At 68.6% G+C, this 14,279-nt stretch carries 14 protein-coding genes; 9 read left to right on the forward strand and 5 right to left on the reverse strand.

All coding sequences use genetic code 11. The features are described from left to right. Nucleotides 1-6 precede the first annotated feature (6 nt). Nucleotides 7-822, reverse strand: a complete 816-nt coding sequence (locus ASF30_RS21560) for a hypothetical protein (protein ID WP_055911556.1) — start codon at nt 820-822, stop codon at nt 7-9. 32 nt (nt 823-854) lie between these two features. Between ASF30_RS21560 and ASF30_RS21565 the strand changes: the two genes are divergently transcribed. After that, nucleotides 855-1,607 carry a phosphoglyceromutase gene (locus ASF30_RS21565; protein WP_055911559.1) on the forward strand — a complete coding sequence of 251 codons (753 nt, stop codon included), beginning with the start codon at nt 855-857 and terminating at the stop codon, nt 1,605-1,607. A 108-nt stretch (nt 1,608-1,715) separates the two neighbouring features. Here the strand turns inward: ASF30_RS21565 and phoU are convergent, their stop codons facing one another. After that, complete coding sequence (phoU, locus tag ASF30_RS21570; protein ID WP_055911561.1) at nt 1,716-2,369, reverse strand: phosphate signaling complex protein PhoU; 654 nt, start codon at nt 2,367-2,369, stop codon at nt 1,716-1,718. A 190-nt stretch (nt 2,370-2,559) separates the two neighbouring features. Between phoU and ASF30_RS21575 the strand changes: the two genes are divergently transcribed. Together ASF30_RS21575 and ASF30_RS21580 are read left to right on the forward strand one after the other, a co-directional pair. Then, on the forward strand, nt 2,560-3,714 hold the full coding sequence (locus ASF30_RS21575) for a sensor histidine kinase (protein ID WP_055911564.1): 1,155 nt from the start codon (nt 2,560-2,562) through the stop codon (nt 3,712-3,714). Then, the gene (locus tag ASF30_RS21580; RefSeq protein ID WP_055911567.1) at nt 3,711-4,391 is read left to right on the forward strand and encodes a response regulator transcription factor; all 681 of its coding nucleotides are present in this window, start codon (nt 3,711-3,713) and stop codon (nt 4,389-4,391) included. The genes ASF30_RS21575 and ASF30_RS21580 overlap by 4 nt, the downstream gene beginning before the upstream one ends. Before the next feature lie 87 nt (nt 4,392-4,478). On the opposite strand, the gene ASF30_RS21585 is transcribed toward ASF30_RS21580, so the two are convergent. After that, nucleotides 4,479-4,988 (reverse strand): hypothetical protein, encoded by a 510-nt coding sequence (locus ASF30_RS21585; RefSeq protein WP_055911570.1) that lies wholly within the window; start codon nt 4,986-4,988, stop codon nt 4,479-4,481. A gap of 173 nt (nt 4,989-5,161) precedes the next feature. On the opposite strand from ASF30_RS21585, the gene ASF30_RS21590 reads away from it, so the two are divergent. From ASF30_RS21590 to ASF30_RS21610, 5 genes are all read left to right on the forward strand, one after another. Next, nucleotides 5,162-5,644, forward strand: a complete 483-nt coding sequence (locus ASF30_RS21590) for a CarD family transcriptional regulator (protein ID WP_055820959.1) — start codon at nt 5,162-5,164, stop codon at nt 5,642-5,644. Nucleotides 5,645-5,746: 102 nt separating this feature from the next. After that, a complete protein-coding gene (gene ispD / locus ASF30_RS21595) occupies nt 5,747-6,943 on the forward strand; it encodes a 2-C-methyl-D-erythritol 4-phosphate cytidylyltransferase (RefSeq protein WP_055911573.1) in 1,197 nt (398 codons plus the stop codon). Nucleotides 6,944-7,066: 123 nt separating this feature from the next. Further along, complete coding sequence (cysS, locus tag ASF30_RS21600) at nt 7,067-8,485, forward strand: cysteine--tRNA ligase (RefSeq protein WP_055911577.1); 1,419 nt, start codon at nt 7,067-7,069, stop codon at nt 8,483-8,485. Beyond that, complete coding sequence (rlmB, locus tag ASF30_RS21605; protein ID WP_055911579.1) at nt 8,482-9,501, forward strand: 23S rRNA (guanosine(2251)-2'-O)-methyltransferase RlmB; 1,020 nt, start codon at nt 8,482-8,484, stop codon at nt 9,499-9,501. Before cysS ends, rlmB begins: the two co-directional genes overlap by 4 nt. A 31-nt stretch (nt 9,502-9,532) precedes the next feature. Beyond that, nucleotides 9,533-10,321 carry a hypothetical protein gene (locus ASF30_RS21610; protein WP_157497573.1) on the forward strand — a complete coding sequence of 263 codons (789 nt, stop codon included), beginning with the start codon at nt 9,533-9,535 and terminating at the stop codon, nt 10,319-10,321. Here the strand turns inward: ASF30_RS21610 and ASF30_RS21615 are convergent. After that, entirely contained in the window at nt 10,311-11,615 is a 1,305-nt protein-coding gene (locus ASF30_RS21615; protein ID WP_055911584.1) for a DUF4032 domain-containing protein, read from the reverse strand. The genes ASF30_RS21610 and ASF30_RS21615 overlap by 11 nt on opposite strands. Before the next feature lie 101 nt (nt 11,616-11,716). Further along, on the reverse strand, nt 11,717-12,817 hold the full coding sequence (locus ASF30_RS21620) for an ABC transporter ATP-binding protein (RefSeq protein ID WP_055911587.1): 1,101 nt from the start codon (nt 12,815-12,817) through the stop codon (nt 11,717-11,719). Nucleotides 12,818-13,105: 288 nt separating this feature from the next. Here ASF30_RS21620 and ASF30_RS21625 point away from each other — a divergent pair, with 288 nt between their 5' ends. Next, nucleotides 13,106-14,026: a DsbA family protein gene (locus ASF30_RS21625; protein WP_055911589.1), complete on the forward strand. Its 921-nt coding sequence runs from the start codon at nt 13,106-13,108 to the stop codon at nt 14,024-14,026. Nucleotides 14,027-14,279: the final 253 nt, after the last annotated feature.

Here is a 14,279-nt window from a genome sequence, read left to right on the forward strand (position 1 = left end):
TGCCCCTCAGCGACAGAGCGGCGCCACGGCCGCCCAGTCCACGGTGAGCTCACCGAGCCGCCAGCGACGGACGCCGCCGCGCACGGGCCAGCCGGCATCCGCCAGCATCCGCACGGCGGCGATCCAGCGCTGCGATGGCCCGTACACCGATAACGGTGCGTTCGACCGCCAGGCACGGTCCAGCTCGGCCAGCAGCGCGTGGATGCGCTCCCCGGGCACGTTCCGATGGATGAGCGCCTTCGGCAGCCGCTCGGCGACGATCGACGGCACCTCCAGGCCCGCGAGCCGCAGGCTGATCGTGAGGCTGAGCGGCGCATCCGGCGACAGGGCGACCCAGCTGGAGACCCGGCCGATCTCGTCGCAGGTGCCCTCGACGAGCAGCCCTCCGGGTTGCAGCCGTGAGGTCATCAGCGCCCACGCATCGGCGACCTGCGACTCGTCGTACTGGCGCAGCACGTTGAACGCGCGGATCACCGCGGGCCGACGGCGCTGCGGCACCGGCACCTCGAACCCGCCGAGGGCGAAGGATACCCGCGCGTCCGGAGCGAAGCCTGTGCCTCCGGCCCGCACAGCCGCCAGCTGCTCCGTGGCCGTGCGCACCCGACCGGGTTCGATCTCGAGTCCGAGCACGTCGATATCACGCCTGGCCTTCGCCAGCCGCTGCTGCAGCTCGAGCGCCGTCACGCCGCTGGCGCCGTAGCCGAGATCGACGACGAGCGGATCCTCCGTGCTGCGGAGGATGGGCAGCTCCGCGATCCAGCGGTCGACGCGTCGCAGCCGGTTGGTGTTCGTGGTGCCGCGGGTGATGGATCCGACAGGCATGCCCCCAGTATCGCAAGCGATACATTGGAGGCATGACTTCGCCTTACACCCTCATCCTGCTGCGCCACGGGAACAGCGACTGGAACCAGAAGAACCTGTTCACCGGATGGGTCGACGTGCGCCTGTCCGAGCAGGGCCGCGCCGAGGCCAAGCGCGCCGGCGAACTCCTCGCCGAGTCGGGTCTGCTGCCCGACGTGCTGCACACCTCGGTTCTTACTCGCGCCATCCAGACCGCGAACATCGCCCTCGAGGAGGCCGACCGCCTCTGGATCGACGTCAAGCGCTCGTGGCGCCTCAACGAGCGCCACTACGGGGCGCTCCAGGGCCTCGACAAGGCCGAGACGCTGGAGAAGTACGGCCCGGAGCAGTTCCAGCTCTGGCGTCGGTCCTTCGACGTCCCGCCGCCGGTCCTGGCCGACGACGCCGAGTACTCGCAGGTCGGCGACCCCCGATACGCCGACCTTCCCGACGCCGACCTGCCCCGCACCGAGTGCCTGAAGGACGTCATCGAGCGGATGCTGCCCTACTGGGAGTCCGACATCTCGGTCGACCTCAGGGCGGGCAAGACCGTGCTGGTGACCGCGCACGGCAACTCGCTGCGCGCCCTGGTCAAGCACCTCGACGGCATCTCGGACGACGACATCGCCGAGCTGAACATCCCGACCGGCATCCCGCTGGTGTACCGCCTCGATGAGAACCTCGCCCCCATCGGCGCCGGTGAGTATCTCGATCCTGAGGCTGCGGCTGCAGGCGCTGCGGCCGTCGCCGCGCAGGGCAAGAAGTAGCCCGCAGGACCTGAAAAGCGAGGAACCTCTCGCCTGATCCACGACATCCGGTGGTCGGATGCGGTGGGTTCAGGCGAGAGGTTCCTCGCTTTTACAGTGTCAGGGGGATCAGGCGCTCTCGGGCACCCAGTCACCCGTCGCCAGGTACTGCACCTTCTTCGCGATCGCGACGGCGTGGTCGGCGAAACGCTCGTGGTAGCGGCTGGCGAGGGTGGAGTCGACGGTGTCGACAGTCTCGCCCTTCCACTTCTCGCCCAGCACCTTGTCGAACACGCTCAGGTGCAGCGCGTCGATCTTGTCGTCGTCGTTGCGGATGGTCTCGGCCAGCTCGACCTCCTGGCTGCTCAGCAGCTCGGTGAGCTTCCTGGCGATCTCCACGTCGAGCCGGCCCATCTCGGCGAAGGTCGGGCGCAGGCTCTTCGGAACCACCTTGTCGGGGAAGCGGTAGCGGGCCAGCTGGGCGATGTGGGTGGCGAGGTCGCCCATGCGCTCGAGCGATGCGCTGATGCGGAGGGCGCTCACGACGATGCGGAGGTCGCGGGCGACGGGGTTCTGCCGGGCCAGGATCGTGATCGCGAGCTCGTCGAGGGCGACCGCGAGCTCGTCGATGCGGGCGTCGTCCTCGATGCACTCCTCGGCGAGGCCGACGTCGGATTCGTTGAACGCCCGGGTCGCCTTGTCGATCGAGGTCGCCACGAGCTCTGAGATCTCGACGAGGCGGTCCTGAACCTCTCGGAGTTCCAGCTGGAATACTTCGCGCACGTGTGAATCCTCATCGTTCGTTCGTTCGCACACTCGAATGCGTGCGGGTAGACGGAGCCCGCATGGCCCCAGCCCATGGTGTCGACCGAAGGTTAACGGCCGGTGCCGCAGGTTTGAACATTCCCTGAAGTAGGCCATCAGCGGTACGGATGCGGCGGGCACGCATCTGCGGACACATTACTCTGATGCCATGGATACCACCTGGTCGGTGCTGCTGTCCCTGGCACTCGGGTTGGTGGTGGGCGGCGGCTTCGTCGCTCTCATCCACGTCGCCGAGCGCCGTGGAACCCACGCCGCGACAGTGGTCAACCCCTCCGTGCCCGACGGGATCGCCGAGGTGATCGACGCCCTCGAATCGCCGGCCGTGGTCGTCGATCCGTCGAACAACGTCCTCGCGTCATCGCATGCAGCCACCACCCTCGGGATCGTGCGCCAGGACACCCTCGTGCATCCGGAGCTCGTCGAGCTGGTGGCGAAGGTTCGGCGTACCGGTGCGCCCATCGCCGAACAGCTCACCCTTGCCCGCAGCAGGTTCGGTGAGGCGAACATCCTCCTCGACGTGCGGGTGGCCCGTCTCGGCAGTCGCTACGTCCTGCTGCTCGGCGACGACCTCACGGACTCGCAGCGGCTCGACGATGTGCGGCGCGACTTCATCGCCAACATCTCGCACGAGCTGAAGACACCGATAGCCTCCGTCGGACTGCTGGCCGAGGCCATCGACATGGCGGCTGACGAGCCCGCCCAGGTGCGCCGCTTCACCCATCGCCTCACGCAGGAGTCAGCCCGTCTCGCCCGCATCACCCAGGACATCATCGACCTCTCCCGCCTGCAGTCGCAGAACGTGCTGAGCGAGCCCGACCTGGTCTCCGTCGACGAGATCGTCGCGGCCGCCGTCGACCAGAACCGGGTCGTCGCCGAGTCCCGGGACATCGCCCTCGCCGTGCGCAACAAGAGCCGGGCCGAGGTCCTCGGCGACGAGTCCCTGCTCGTCATGGCCGTCAACAACCTCATCGCCAACGCCATCAACTACTCGCTCCCCGGCACGCGGGTGGGCGTCGGCGTGAAGAGCGCCGACGGAGCCGTCGAGATCGCGGTCACCGACCAAGGCGTCGGCATTCCCGAGGAGGACCTCGACCGCGTCTTCGAGAGGTTCTTCCGGGTCGATGAGGCCCGCTCGCGAAACACCGGCGGCACCGGGCTCGGCCTCAGCATCGTCAAGCACGCCGTGCAGAACCACGGCGGCGACGTCAGGGTCTGGTCGCAGTCAGGTCGCGGCTCCACCTTCACCATCCGACTCCCCGAAGCACCGAACGACGCCGTCAAGGCGGAAAAGGACCCCCAGTGACACGCATCCTCCTGGTCGAAGACGAGACCGCCCTCAGCGAGCCCCTCGCCTTCCTGCTCGAGCGCGAGGGCTACGACGTGAACGTCGCCGCCGACGGGCCGAGCGCCCTCACCGAGTTCGACCGCACAGGTGCCGACCTCATCCTGCTCGACCTCATGCTGCCCGGCCTCTCGGGCACCGAGGTCTGCCGGGAGATCCGCACGCGGTCGAGCGTGCCGATCATCATGCTCACGGCGAAGGACTCCGAGGTCGACATCGTGGTGGGCCTGGAACTCGGAGCCGACGACTACGTCACCAAGCCGTACTCCACCCGGGAACTGCTCGCCCGTATCCGCGCCATACTGCGCCGCCACACAGAAGACGACCGCGACGAGGGCACGCTGCTCGAGGCCGGCTCCGTGCGCATGGACATCGAGCGCCACACCGTCGCCGTCGACGGGGTCGTCACGCCGATGCCGCTGAAGGAGTTCGAGCTGCTCGAGTTCCTGCTGCGCAATGCCGGCAGGGTGCTCACCCGCGGCCAGCTCATCGACCGCGTGTGGGGCAGCGACTACTTCGGCGACACCAAGACGCTGGACGTGCACATCAAGCGCATCCGTTCCCGCATCGAGAAGACGCCGTCGGAGCCGCGGATGCTCGTCACAGTGCGCGGGCTCGGCTACCGCTTCGAGGAGTAGCCCCGTCCGTCCGCTGCAACGACGAACGCCCGGTCCTCGTGGAGGCCGGGCGTTCTCGATTCCGTGGGCGGATGCCGTCGAACGGCGTTACTGGGCGACGGCCTCGCCGAGCTTGTCCGTGATCACGTCGATCGGCAGCAGGTCGGAGTACTCCGGCAGTCCGCCGTCGAGCACCGGGACCAGCAGTTCCTTGCCGGACTCGTCGCCGTACTGGAAGTACACCGGCAGCAGAGATCCGGGCTCGGCGTCGAGGTCGCGCAGCAGTACCTGCTCGCCGTCGGCGGGGCCGAAGATCGTCGTCTCGTGAGCCGGGGCGTCGATGGTGACGTTCTTCTTGCCGCTCGAGGACTCGTGCTGCACCGTGATCTCGGCGTCGCTGGAGCCCGAGTTCACGATGGTGACGACGAGGTTGCCGAGCTTGCCCTTGTCGGTGACGACGACGGCGTTGCGCAGGGCGACATCGCCGAGGTCCGAACTCACGCCGTCACTCGCGAAGTAGTGATAGGTGGTCGCCTGCGGAGCGACCAGGTTGCAGCCCGCCGTTCCGATGATGACCGCTGCCGCGACGATGACGGATGACGCGATACGCCCTCTCACAGTGCCCTCCAAGCTCTGCGCCCCCTCGACGGGAACCCGTGCCGGGCGCGATGAAATCCGCTGTCGAGCCTAGCGCACGCCCGATGTCGCGGGCGCGCGCGGTGCTGGCGGAGGCGAACCTTACCACCATGCACCCTGTGGTATTCTGGAGGTTGCTGAAGGGACATATATTCATGCTTTTCGAGGTCGGCGAAACCGTCGTTTACCCGCATCATGGTGCGGCAACCATCACCGAAGTCAAGACCAGGATCATCAAGGGCGAAGAGAAGGTCTACCTCAAGCTGAACGTCACGCAGGGCGATCTCACGATCGAAGTTCCTGCTGAGAACGTCGACCTTGTCGGCGTGCGCGACGTCATCGGACGGGAGGGCCTCGACCGCGTGTTCGAGGTGCTGCGTGCCCCGTTCACCGAGGAGCCGACCAACTGGTCACGCCGTTACAAGGCCAATCTCGAGAAGCTCGCTTCGGGAGACGTCATCAAGGTGTCCGAGGTCGTCCGCGACCTGTGGCGCCGCGACCAGGACCGTGGCCTCTCGGCCGGCGAGAAGCGCATGCTCGCCAAGGCCCGCCAGATCCTCATCTCCGAGCTCGCGCTCGCCGAGAAGACCGACGAGGAGAAGGCATCCACCGTGCTCGACGAGGTTCTCGCCTCCTAGACCGGTCGGTCCATCCAGATCACACGGAACGCGTCTCCCCAGTACGGGGAGGCGCGTTTCGCCGTTTCGGGCCGGCGCCGGCCCACGCGATAGCCTCGGCACATGAGTGAAACGCCTCCCGATGTCGCCGTCATCGTGGTCGCCGTCGGCAGCGGCACCCGTCTCGGGTTCGGGATGCCGAAGGCCTTCGTCGAGCTCGCGGGCAGGCCGCTGCTCGCCCACGCGCTGAGCGCGGTGTTCAGCCTCGCCGAGCCCGTGCAGGTCGTGGTGGTGGCGCCGTCCGACGGCCTGGAGCACGCGCACGCGATCGCGTCGGGCATCGCCGGGGCCGCATCCGGTCACCTCACCGTGGTGCCGGGAGGGGCGACGCGTCAGGAATCCGTCGCGGCGGGCCTCGCCGCCGTCGACGGAGCCGTGCGCACAGTCCTCGTCCACGACGCCGCCCGCGCCCTCACCCCGACGAGCCAGCACGAGGCCGTGATCGCCGCCGTGCGCGCGACGGGATCCGGCGTGATCCCGGGCCTCGCCGTCGCCGACACCATCAAGCGCGTCGACACCGACGGACGCATCCTCGAGACCGTCGATCGTTCGCAGCTGGCGGCAGTGCAGACCCCCCAGGGCTTTCCGCGCGCCCTGCTCGCCGTCGCCTACGCCGGAGCTGCCGACGATCACACCGACGACGCCGCCCTGGTCGCAGCCGCCGGCGGCGAGGTGCACGCCATCGCCGGCGACCCTCTCGCCTTCAAGGTCACGACGGCCTGGGACCTCGCTCGTGCCGAGCAACTGCTGACGGATGCCGCGCCGGTCCGCCTGGAAGCCCCCGGCGTCTTCCGCGTCGGAACGGGCACCGACGTGCACGCCTTCAGCCACGACCCGTCCGAGGAACTCTGGCTGGTGGGGCTGCACTGGCCGGGCCAGATCGGCCTCTCCGGTCACAGCGACGGGGATGCCGCCAGCCACGCCATCTGCGACGCCCTTCTCGCAGCCGCCGGGCTCGGCGACGTCGGGGGAGTCTTCGGCACGGCGGACCCGGCGTTCTCCGGTGCCCATGGCGCCGTCTTCCTCGCCGAGGCGCGTCGGCTGGTGGAGGAGGCCGGCTTCAGGATCGGAAACGTGTCGGTGCAGGTGCTCGGGAACAGGCCGAAGCTGTCGCCCCGCCGCGCGGAGGCCGAGGCCGTGCTCAGCGCGGCGCTCGGTGCTCCGGTGAGCGTGTCGGCGACCACGACGGACGGCCTCGGCTTCACGGGGCGTGGCGAGGGCATCGCCGCCGTCGCGACGGCACTGCTCTACCGCGCCTAGCGGCGCCGCACTCGGCTGCAGCGATCCGGTCCGAGCCGCGCCCGTCCCAGCGTGAGGAACGCGGTGCGGCCCCGATCGATCTGCAGCGGGGGAGAGAGGCCGGCCGCCGCTAGTCTGGATTTCGTGACCGTGCGCCTCTACGACTCGAAGACCCAGTCGCTCCGCGACTTCGTTCCCCTCGTTCCCGGACGTGTCGGCATCTACGTCTGCGGGCCAACAGTGCAGTCGAGTCCGCACATCGGGCACCTGCGCAGTGCTCTCGTCTACGACATCCTGCGGCGGTGGCTCGACCACGGCGGCAACGACGTCACCTTCGTGCGCAATGTCACCGACATCGACGACAAGATCCTCGCGGGCGTCGCCGGTTCGGCCGAGGAGTGGTGGGCGCTGGCGTACAGGGTCGAACTCGAGTTCACCGCCGGCTACACCAGGCTCGGCATCCTGCCCCCGAGCTACGAGCCGCGGGCGACCGCATCCGTCGATCGCATGCAGCAGCTCATAGCCGAGCTCATCGAACGCGGTCACGCCTACGCCGCTGCCGACGGCTCGGGCGACGTGTACTTCGACACGGCGAGCTGGCCGGCCTACGGCGAGCTCACCCGCCAGAACCGCGACAACATGGAGGCGGCCACGGATGCCGACCCTCGAGGCAAGCGCGACCCCCGCGACTTCGCGCTCTGGAAGGGCGCCAAGCCCACAGAACCGGCCTCGGCCTCGTGGCCGTCGCCCTGGGGGGATGGCCGGCCGGGCTGGCACATCGAGTGCTCGGCGATGTCGCAGCGCTATCTGGGTGACGCCTTCGACATCCACGGCGGCGGCCTCGACCTGCGCTTCCCGCACCACGAGAACGAGCTCGCACAGTCGACCGCGGCCGGGCGTCCGTTCGCGAGCTACTGGGTGCACAACGGCCTGGTGAACGTGGCGGGCCAGAAGATGTCGAAGTCGCTCGGCAACTCCGTGTTCGCCTCCGAGCTGCTCGAGGCGGCCTCGCCGCTCGCCGTGCGTTACCTGCTCGGCCAGGCCCACTACAGGTCGACGCTCGACTACAGCCCCGGCGGCCTGGCCGAGGCGCAGTCGGCCGTGGATCGCATCGCCGGCTTCCTCGATCGCGCCGCACGCCGCCTGGCCGACACCCGCTTCGCGTCGACGGGGGCGATCCAGGTTCCGGATGCCTTCGCCGACGCCATGGACGACGACCTCGCCGTGCCGCAGGCACTCGCCGTGCTGCACGACACCGTGCGCGCGGGGAACGCCGCCCTCGATGCCGAGGACCTCGGCGCCGCGGCATCCGCCCACGGGGCCGTGCTCGCGATGGTGCGCGTGCTCGGCATCGATCCGGGCGCTCCCGAGTGGGCGAATTCGGGCGATGCGGCGTCTGAGCAGGCTCTTGCTATGCTGGTAGGTCGCCTTCTCGTCGATCGATCCGACGCACGTTCGGAGAAGGACTGGGCGACAGCTGATCGCATCCGCGCGGAGCTCTCTGCGGCGGGCATCACCATCGAAGACACCCCGACGGGTGCGCATTGGAGTCTTGAATCATGAAGTCGAGTAGCGGCAAGTCGCGCGCAGGCGCGGTACGCAAGGGCAAGAAGGGTCCCCAGGTGGGCTCCGGAGGGCAGGGCCGACAGGCCCTCGAGGGCAAGAAGCCCACCCCCAAGGCCGAGGACCGCCCGTACCACCCCGCCGGCAAGCGCAAGGCGGCGCAGGAGCGCTACACGGCGGCCGGCGGCAAGAAGACCACCGGAGGACGCACAGCCGCCAACGGTCGCCCCGACACCCGCTCGCAGGGCCGAACCAAGCCGAAGAGCGAAGAGGCCGAGATCGTCACGGGTCGCAACAGCGTCGTCGAGGCGTTGCGCGCGAAGATCCCCGCGAGCGCCCTCTACGTGGCCGCCCGCGTCGAGATGGACGAACGCGTCAAGGAGATCCTCTCGATCGCCAACCACCGCGACATCCCGATCCTCGAGGTCATGCGCCCCGAGCTCGACCGCCTCGCCGGTCGCGACGCCGTGCACCAGGGCGTCGCCATCAAGGTTCCGCCGTACGAGTACCCGCATCCCGTCGACCTGCTCGAGGAGGTCATCGGCCGGGGGCAGACCCCGTTGTTCGTCGCCCTCGACGGCATCACCGACCCCCGCAACCTCGGCGCGATCATCCGCTCCACGGCTGCCTTCGGCGGTCACGGCGTGATCGTGCCCGCCCGCCGGTCGGTCGGTCTCACGGCCTCGGCCTGGAAGACCTCGGCCGGTGCCGCAGCGCGCACGCCCGTCGCCATGGCGCCGAACCTCACCGCCGTGCTCAAGGCGTTCAAGGACGCCGGAGTGTTCGTGCTCGGACTCGACGGAGGCGGCGAACTCTCGCTCCCCGGCCTCGAGCTGGCCGATCGTCCGGTCGTGGTCGTCGTCGGCAGCGAGGGCAAGGGCCTGTCGCGCCTCGTCACCGAGACCTGCGACGCCGTCGTCTCGATCCCGATCAGTTCGGCGACGGAGTCGCTGAACGCCGGCATCGCGGCATCCGTCACCCTGTACGAGATCTCGAAGCTGCGCGCCGAACGCTGACGCCAGGCCTGAGCGGAGGGGTCACAGCGACGTGACACAGGACGCGGAACGGGACCGGCTGGTGCAGCGCGTCTACGCGCGCGCCTCGGCCGACGAGGCCGAGCAGTCCTTCGTCGATCCCGACACCGGGGAGCGCGTGAGCATGCGCCCGTCGGTCTGGGAGCTCATGCTCCACGACCGGCGGGTGGCCGCGGCGGCATCGCCCGGCGACACGTCGTCCCAGCGTGAGTCCGAGATCCCGGCCCCGGATGCCGTGCCCGAGGAGGCGGCATCCGGAACCGCAGGCGTCACCGGCCCCCGCGAGCGCGCCGGGGCCGGCCGCCGCACGCTCTGGATCGGCCTCACGGCCGGGGTGCTCATCGGGGCTCTCGCCGTCACCGCGGTCGAGGCCGTCGATCGGGCGATCATCGACGCGCAACCGCCGACGCCGGCGCCGACGGCGATGCTCGAGACCGTCTTCAACAGCCTCGCCTACCCCACGGCGAATCCCGGCGACTCCGTGGTGCTCGGCTACGTCAGGGAGTCGTTCCGGCGACTCGCCTCGGACATCGTGAGCGACGACGACGTGCAGATCTACGCCGCCATCCGCAACGACGGCGCCTACTGCCTGGTCTCGGTCGTGAAGGACGTGCGCGCGGTGTCGGAGTGCGCGACGGCGGAGGAACTCGCCGAACGCGGACTCCGCATGGAGAAGACGGCGACCCGAGTCGGCGACGCAGAACTCCTGACCCTCACGGTCGACTGGGAGACCAACGGGATGATCACCTGGCACGTCGACACGGCGTCCTTCGAGGGCGACGTGGGGCCGGTCACACCTTGAGGCGCCAGTCCTCGTCGGAGTCGGCGTTCGGATCGGCATCGCGGATGACCGAGATCGGCACGGTGAAGGCGCCGGTCGGCGGGTCGATCATCGTGGCCTCGTCGCGGCGGTGCCGCAGCACGTCGTTGATGTAACTGGTCACGGCCTCGGCCAGCGGGATGTCGTGGCCGGCATCCTGAGCCATGTACCACCGGTGCTCGAGGAGCTGGTGGAACACCTCGGCTGGTTCCAGCTTGCCCTTGAGATCCTTCGGGATGGCGCGCACGACGGGCTCGAAGACGCGCATGAGCCACTCGTGAGCGACCATCTCCTCGTCGAGGTCGCTCTTGCCGTAGGTGGCCGTGTAGGAATCGAGGTCGTTCAGCAGCCTGCGTGCCTGGTTCTCCTCGGCGTCGAGCCCGGTGAGGCGCAGCAGGCGGCGCTGGTGGTGGCCCGCGTCGACGACCTTCGGCTGGATGCGCACGGTCGAGCCCTCATCCGTGGTGCGGATGGCGAGCTCCTCGATGTCGAAGCCGAGCTTGTTGAGCCTGTCGACGCGCTCGCTGATGCGCCAGCGCTCGGAGGAGTCGAACGACTCGGAGCCCGTGAGCTCCTTCCAGAGCAGGCGATAGGCCTCGACGATGCCGTTCGAGATGCGGATGGGGTCGAGCTCGTCGGCGACGCGGCCGCCGGCCTCGAGGTCCATCAGCTCGCCGGCGATGTTGACGCGAGCGATCTCGAGGTCGTTCTCACGCTGGCCGTTCGAGAGCCCGCCGGTGTAGAGCTGCCCGGTCTCGGCATCCACGAGGTAGGCGGCGAAGGCGCCGGCGTCCCGGCGGAAGAGCGTGTTCGACAACGACACGTCGCCCCAGAAGAAGCCGATCATGTGCAGTCGTACGAGCAGCACGGCGAGGGCGTCGACGAGACGGGTGGCAGTGTCGGGTCGCAGCGTCTGCGAGAACAGCGCCCGGTAGGGGAGGGAGAACTTGAGGTGACGGGTCACGAGGGCCGGCGCCAGCGGGTCCCCATCGTGGTCGACGCGGTTGGTGATGACGGCGACGGGCTCGACGCACGGCACCTCCATGCGCTGCAGGGTGCGCAGCATCTCGTACTCGCCCTTGGCCATCACCTCGGTGGTCTCCTTCACGGCGATGACATGGCCGGAGAGGTTCGCGAAACGCACGAGGTGGCGGGAGATCCCCTTGGGCAGCACGGCGATGTGGTCGTTCGACCACTCATCCAGCGGCTGGTCCCACGGAAGGTCGAGCAGGGCGGGATCGGTGACGGCCGACGTGATGGTGAGGGAGCCTCTCATAAGACTTCGAGCCTACAGCGCCGGGAGGAAAGCAGAACGGCCGGCGGGATGCTCCCGCCGGCCGTTCTGATCAGGATGTGGACCCTGGTAGTGCTCGAGTCCTAGTGCGCGATCGCGGTGTGCAGCAGACGCTCGCCGCTCTCGGCGTCGAACACGTGCACGTGGCCCGGGGTCGGCGTGAGGTAGACCTTGTCACCGGCGTTCGGGTGGATGCGGCCGTCGACGCGGGCGACGATGTCGGTGCGCTTGCCCTCGATCGTGGAGTGACCGTAGAGGTAGCCGTCGGCGCCGAGCTCCTCGACCAGGTCGACATCGACCTCGAGGCCGGTGTTCGCCGTCGTCGAGACCGTGATGTCCTCGGGACGAACGCCGACGGTGACGCTCGAGCCCGTCGCGCTGTCGAGGGCCTGGCGCTCGACCGGAACGATGGCCGAACCGAACTTGACTCCGCCGTCGGCGATGTCGGCCGAGAACAGGTTCATGGCGGGGCTTCCGATGAAGCCGGCGACGAACACGTTGTTCGGTGCCTCGTAGAGGTCGCGCGGGGTGCCGACCTGCTGCAGCACGCCGTCCTTCAGCACGGCGATGCGGTCGCCCATGGTGAGGGCCTCGGTCTGGTCGTGGGTGACGTAGACCGTGGTGACGCCGAGACGGCGCTGGAGCGAGGCGATCTGGGTGCGGGTCTGCACGCGCAGCTTGGCGTCGAGGTTCGACAGCGGCTCGTCCATGAGGAACACCTGGGGCTGACGCACGATGGCGCGGCCCATGGCGACGCGCTGACGCTGACCACCGGAGAGCGCCTTCGGCTTGCGGCTGAGGTAGGGCTCGAGGTCGAGCAGCTTGGCGGCCTCGAGGACGCGGGTGGCGCGCTCGTCCTTGCCGACGCCGGCGATCTTGAGCGCGAAGCCCATGTTCTCGGCGACGGTCATGTGCGGGTACAGCGCGTAGTTCTGGAACACCATCGCGATGTCGCGGTCCTTCGGGGGAACGTCGGTGACGTTGCGCTCGCCGATGAAGATGTTGCCGTCGTTGACCTCTTCGAGGCCTGCGAGCATGCGGAGGGAGGTGGACTTTCCGCAACCGGAGGGGCCGACGAGCACGAGGAACTCGCCGTCGGCGACCTGCAGGTCGAGCTGGTCGACGGCCGGGCGGGTGCCGCCCGGGTACAGGCGCGTGGCCTTGTCGAAGGTGACTGATGCCATGGTTCTTCTTCTCCTTCACCGGCAGGTACGTGCCGGACGATCCGTAGTGAATGGATGGTGGTCGCCATCGATCGACGGTGACCGAATGTCAGTATCGCACGAACCGGGGGTGCGACCGAATCAGGGGAGGGTGTTGGAACGCCTCCACGCACCCTGCGGGCGCGTACCCCCCGTTCAGGCTCCGGTTGGTCAATTCCCAGACAGTCGGCCTACTATCTTCGAGGCGTTTGCCTGCAGCCATCCGCGGTTTCTCCGCGGTCCCCCCGACGCACTTTCAAGCGAGGATCCATGACCAACGGGAGCGACCCCCGTCCGACGAAGAACCAGCGCCGCGAGGAAGCCCGTGAAAAGGCACGCCTCCTGCGCGAGGAGCAGAAGAAGCGCGAACGTCGAAACAAAGTGCTGCTCCAGGGCGGAATCGCGATCGCGATCGTGGCTGTCGTCGCGATCGTTGTGCTCATCATCGTGCAGTCGGTGAAGCCCGCCGGACCCGGCCCGAAGAACATGGCCAGCGATGGCATCGTCATCGGCGAGGGTCTGAAGGCAGTCACCACCCCGGCGCTCGCCGCCGGTGCGACGCCCACCCCCTCGGTGCCCGATGAGACCGGCAAGGTCGCGAACATCCGGGTGTACCTCGACTACCTCTGCCCCTACTGCAACCAGTTCGAGACGACCAACGCCGAGCAGATGCAGAAGTGGCTCGAGGCCGGAGCCGCGACGGTGGAGATCCACCCGATCGCCCTGCTCAAGACCAAGTCGGCCGGCACCATGTACTCCAGCCGCGCCGCCAACGCCGCCGCATGCGTCGCCAACTACAGCCCCGACGACTTCTGGGCCTTCAACAGTGCGCTGTTCGCGAACCAGCCCGAGGAGGGCACGGCGGGCCTCTCGAACGAGGAGATCGCCAAGGTCGCGAAGGACGCCGGCGTCGGCTCGTACAGCAGCGTCGAGAAGTGCATCACCGATGGCAAGCTGGGCACGTTCTCCAGCTGGGTCGAGGCATCGACGGATCGTGCGCTCAACGAGCCCATCCCGAACTCCGACCTCAAGGCCGTCGGTGGCACGCCGACGGTGCTGGTGAACGGCAAGCAGTACTCGGGTTCGCTCACCGATCCCGAGGAGTTCGCCTCCTTCGTCATCCAGGCCGCCGGTGAGACCTACTCGACGTCGACACCCACCCCGACTCCGACGGCCACACCGGCCGGCTGAGTCGACAGCCTCGATCAACGGATGCCCGCCCTCCCCGTGAGGGCGGGCATCCGTCGTCTCCGACACCTGTTCGACTTCGGATAGGATCGATTCTCGAAGTCGAGAGGCTTCCTGCCGGCTTGGCGCAATTGGTAGCGCACCGCTCTTTTGCTGCGGAAATGGCGTGTAACAGTGCCGCCGTGTCACCAAGAGAAGCGCGATACCCCACAACTGAATATTCGACGCCAGGAGGCGTGTGTAACACTCTTCGTGG

The sequence above is a fragment of the Leifsonia sp. Leaf264 genome, from assembly GCF_001422325.1.
Lineage (GTDB): Bacteria > Actinomycetota > Actinomycetes > Actinomycetales > Microbacteriaceae > Orlajensenia.

Bases quoted from the DNA above. Each gene is read 5' to 3' on its own strand.
- ASF30_RS21560 (WP_055911556.1), bottom strand. From the start codon at position 822: ATGCCTGTCGGATCCATCACCCGCGGCACCACGAACACCAACCGGCTG.
- ASF30_RS21565 (WP_055911559.1), top strand. From the start codon at position 855: ATGACTTCGCCTTACACCCTCATCCTGCTGCGCCACGGGAACAGCGAC.
- ASF30_RS21575 (WP_055911564.1), top strand. From the start codon at position 2,560: ATGGATACCACCTGGTCGGTGCTGCTGTCCCTGGCACTCGGGTTGGTG.
- ASF30_RS21590 (WP_055820959.1), top strand. From the start codon at position 5,162: ATGCTTTTCGAGGTCGGCGAAACCGTCGTTTACCCGCATCATGGTGCG.
- ispD (WP_055911573.1), top strand. From the start codon at position 5,747: ATGAGTGAAACGCCTCCCGATGTCGCCGTCATCGTGGTCGCCGTCGGC.
- rlmB (WP_055911579.1), top strand. From the start codon at position 8,482: ATGAAGTCGAGTAGCGGCAAGTCGCGCGCAGGCGCGGTACGCAAGGGC.
- ASF30_RS21615 (WP_055911584.1), bottom strand. From the start codon at position 11,615: ATGAGAGGCTCCCTCACCATCACGTCGGCCGTCACCGATCCCGCCCTG.
- ASF30_RS21620 (WP_055911587.1), bottom strand. From the start codon at position 12,817: ATGGCATCAGTCACCTTCGACAAGGCCACGCGCCTGTACCCGGGCGGC.
- ASF30_RS21625 (WP_055911589.1), top strand. From the start codon at position 13,106: ATGACCAACGGGAGCGACCCCCGTCCGACGAAGAACCAGCGCCGCGAG.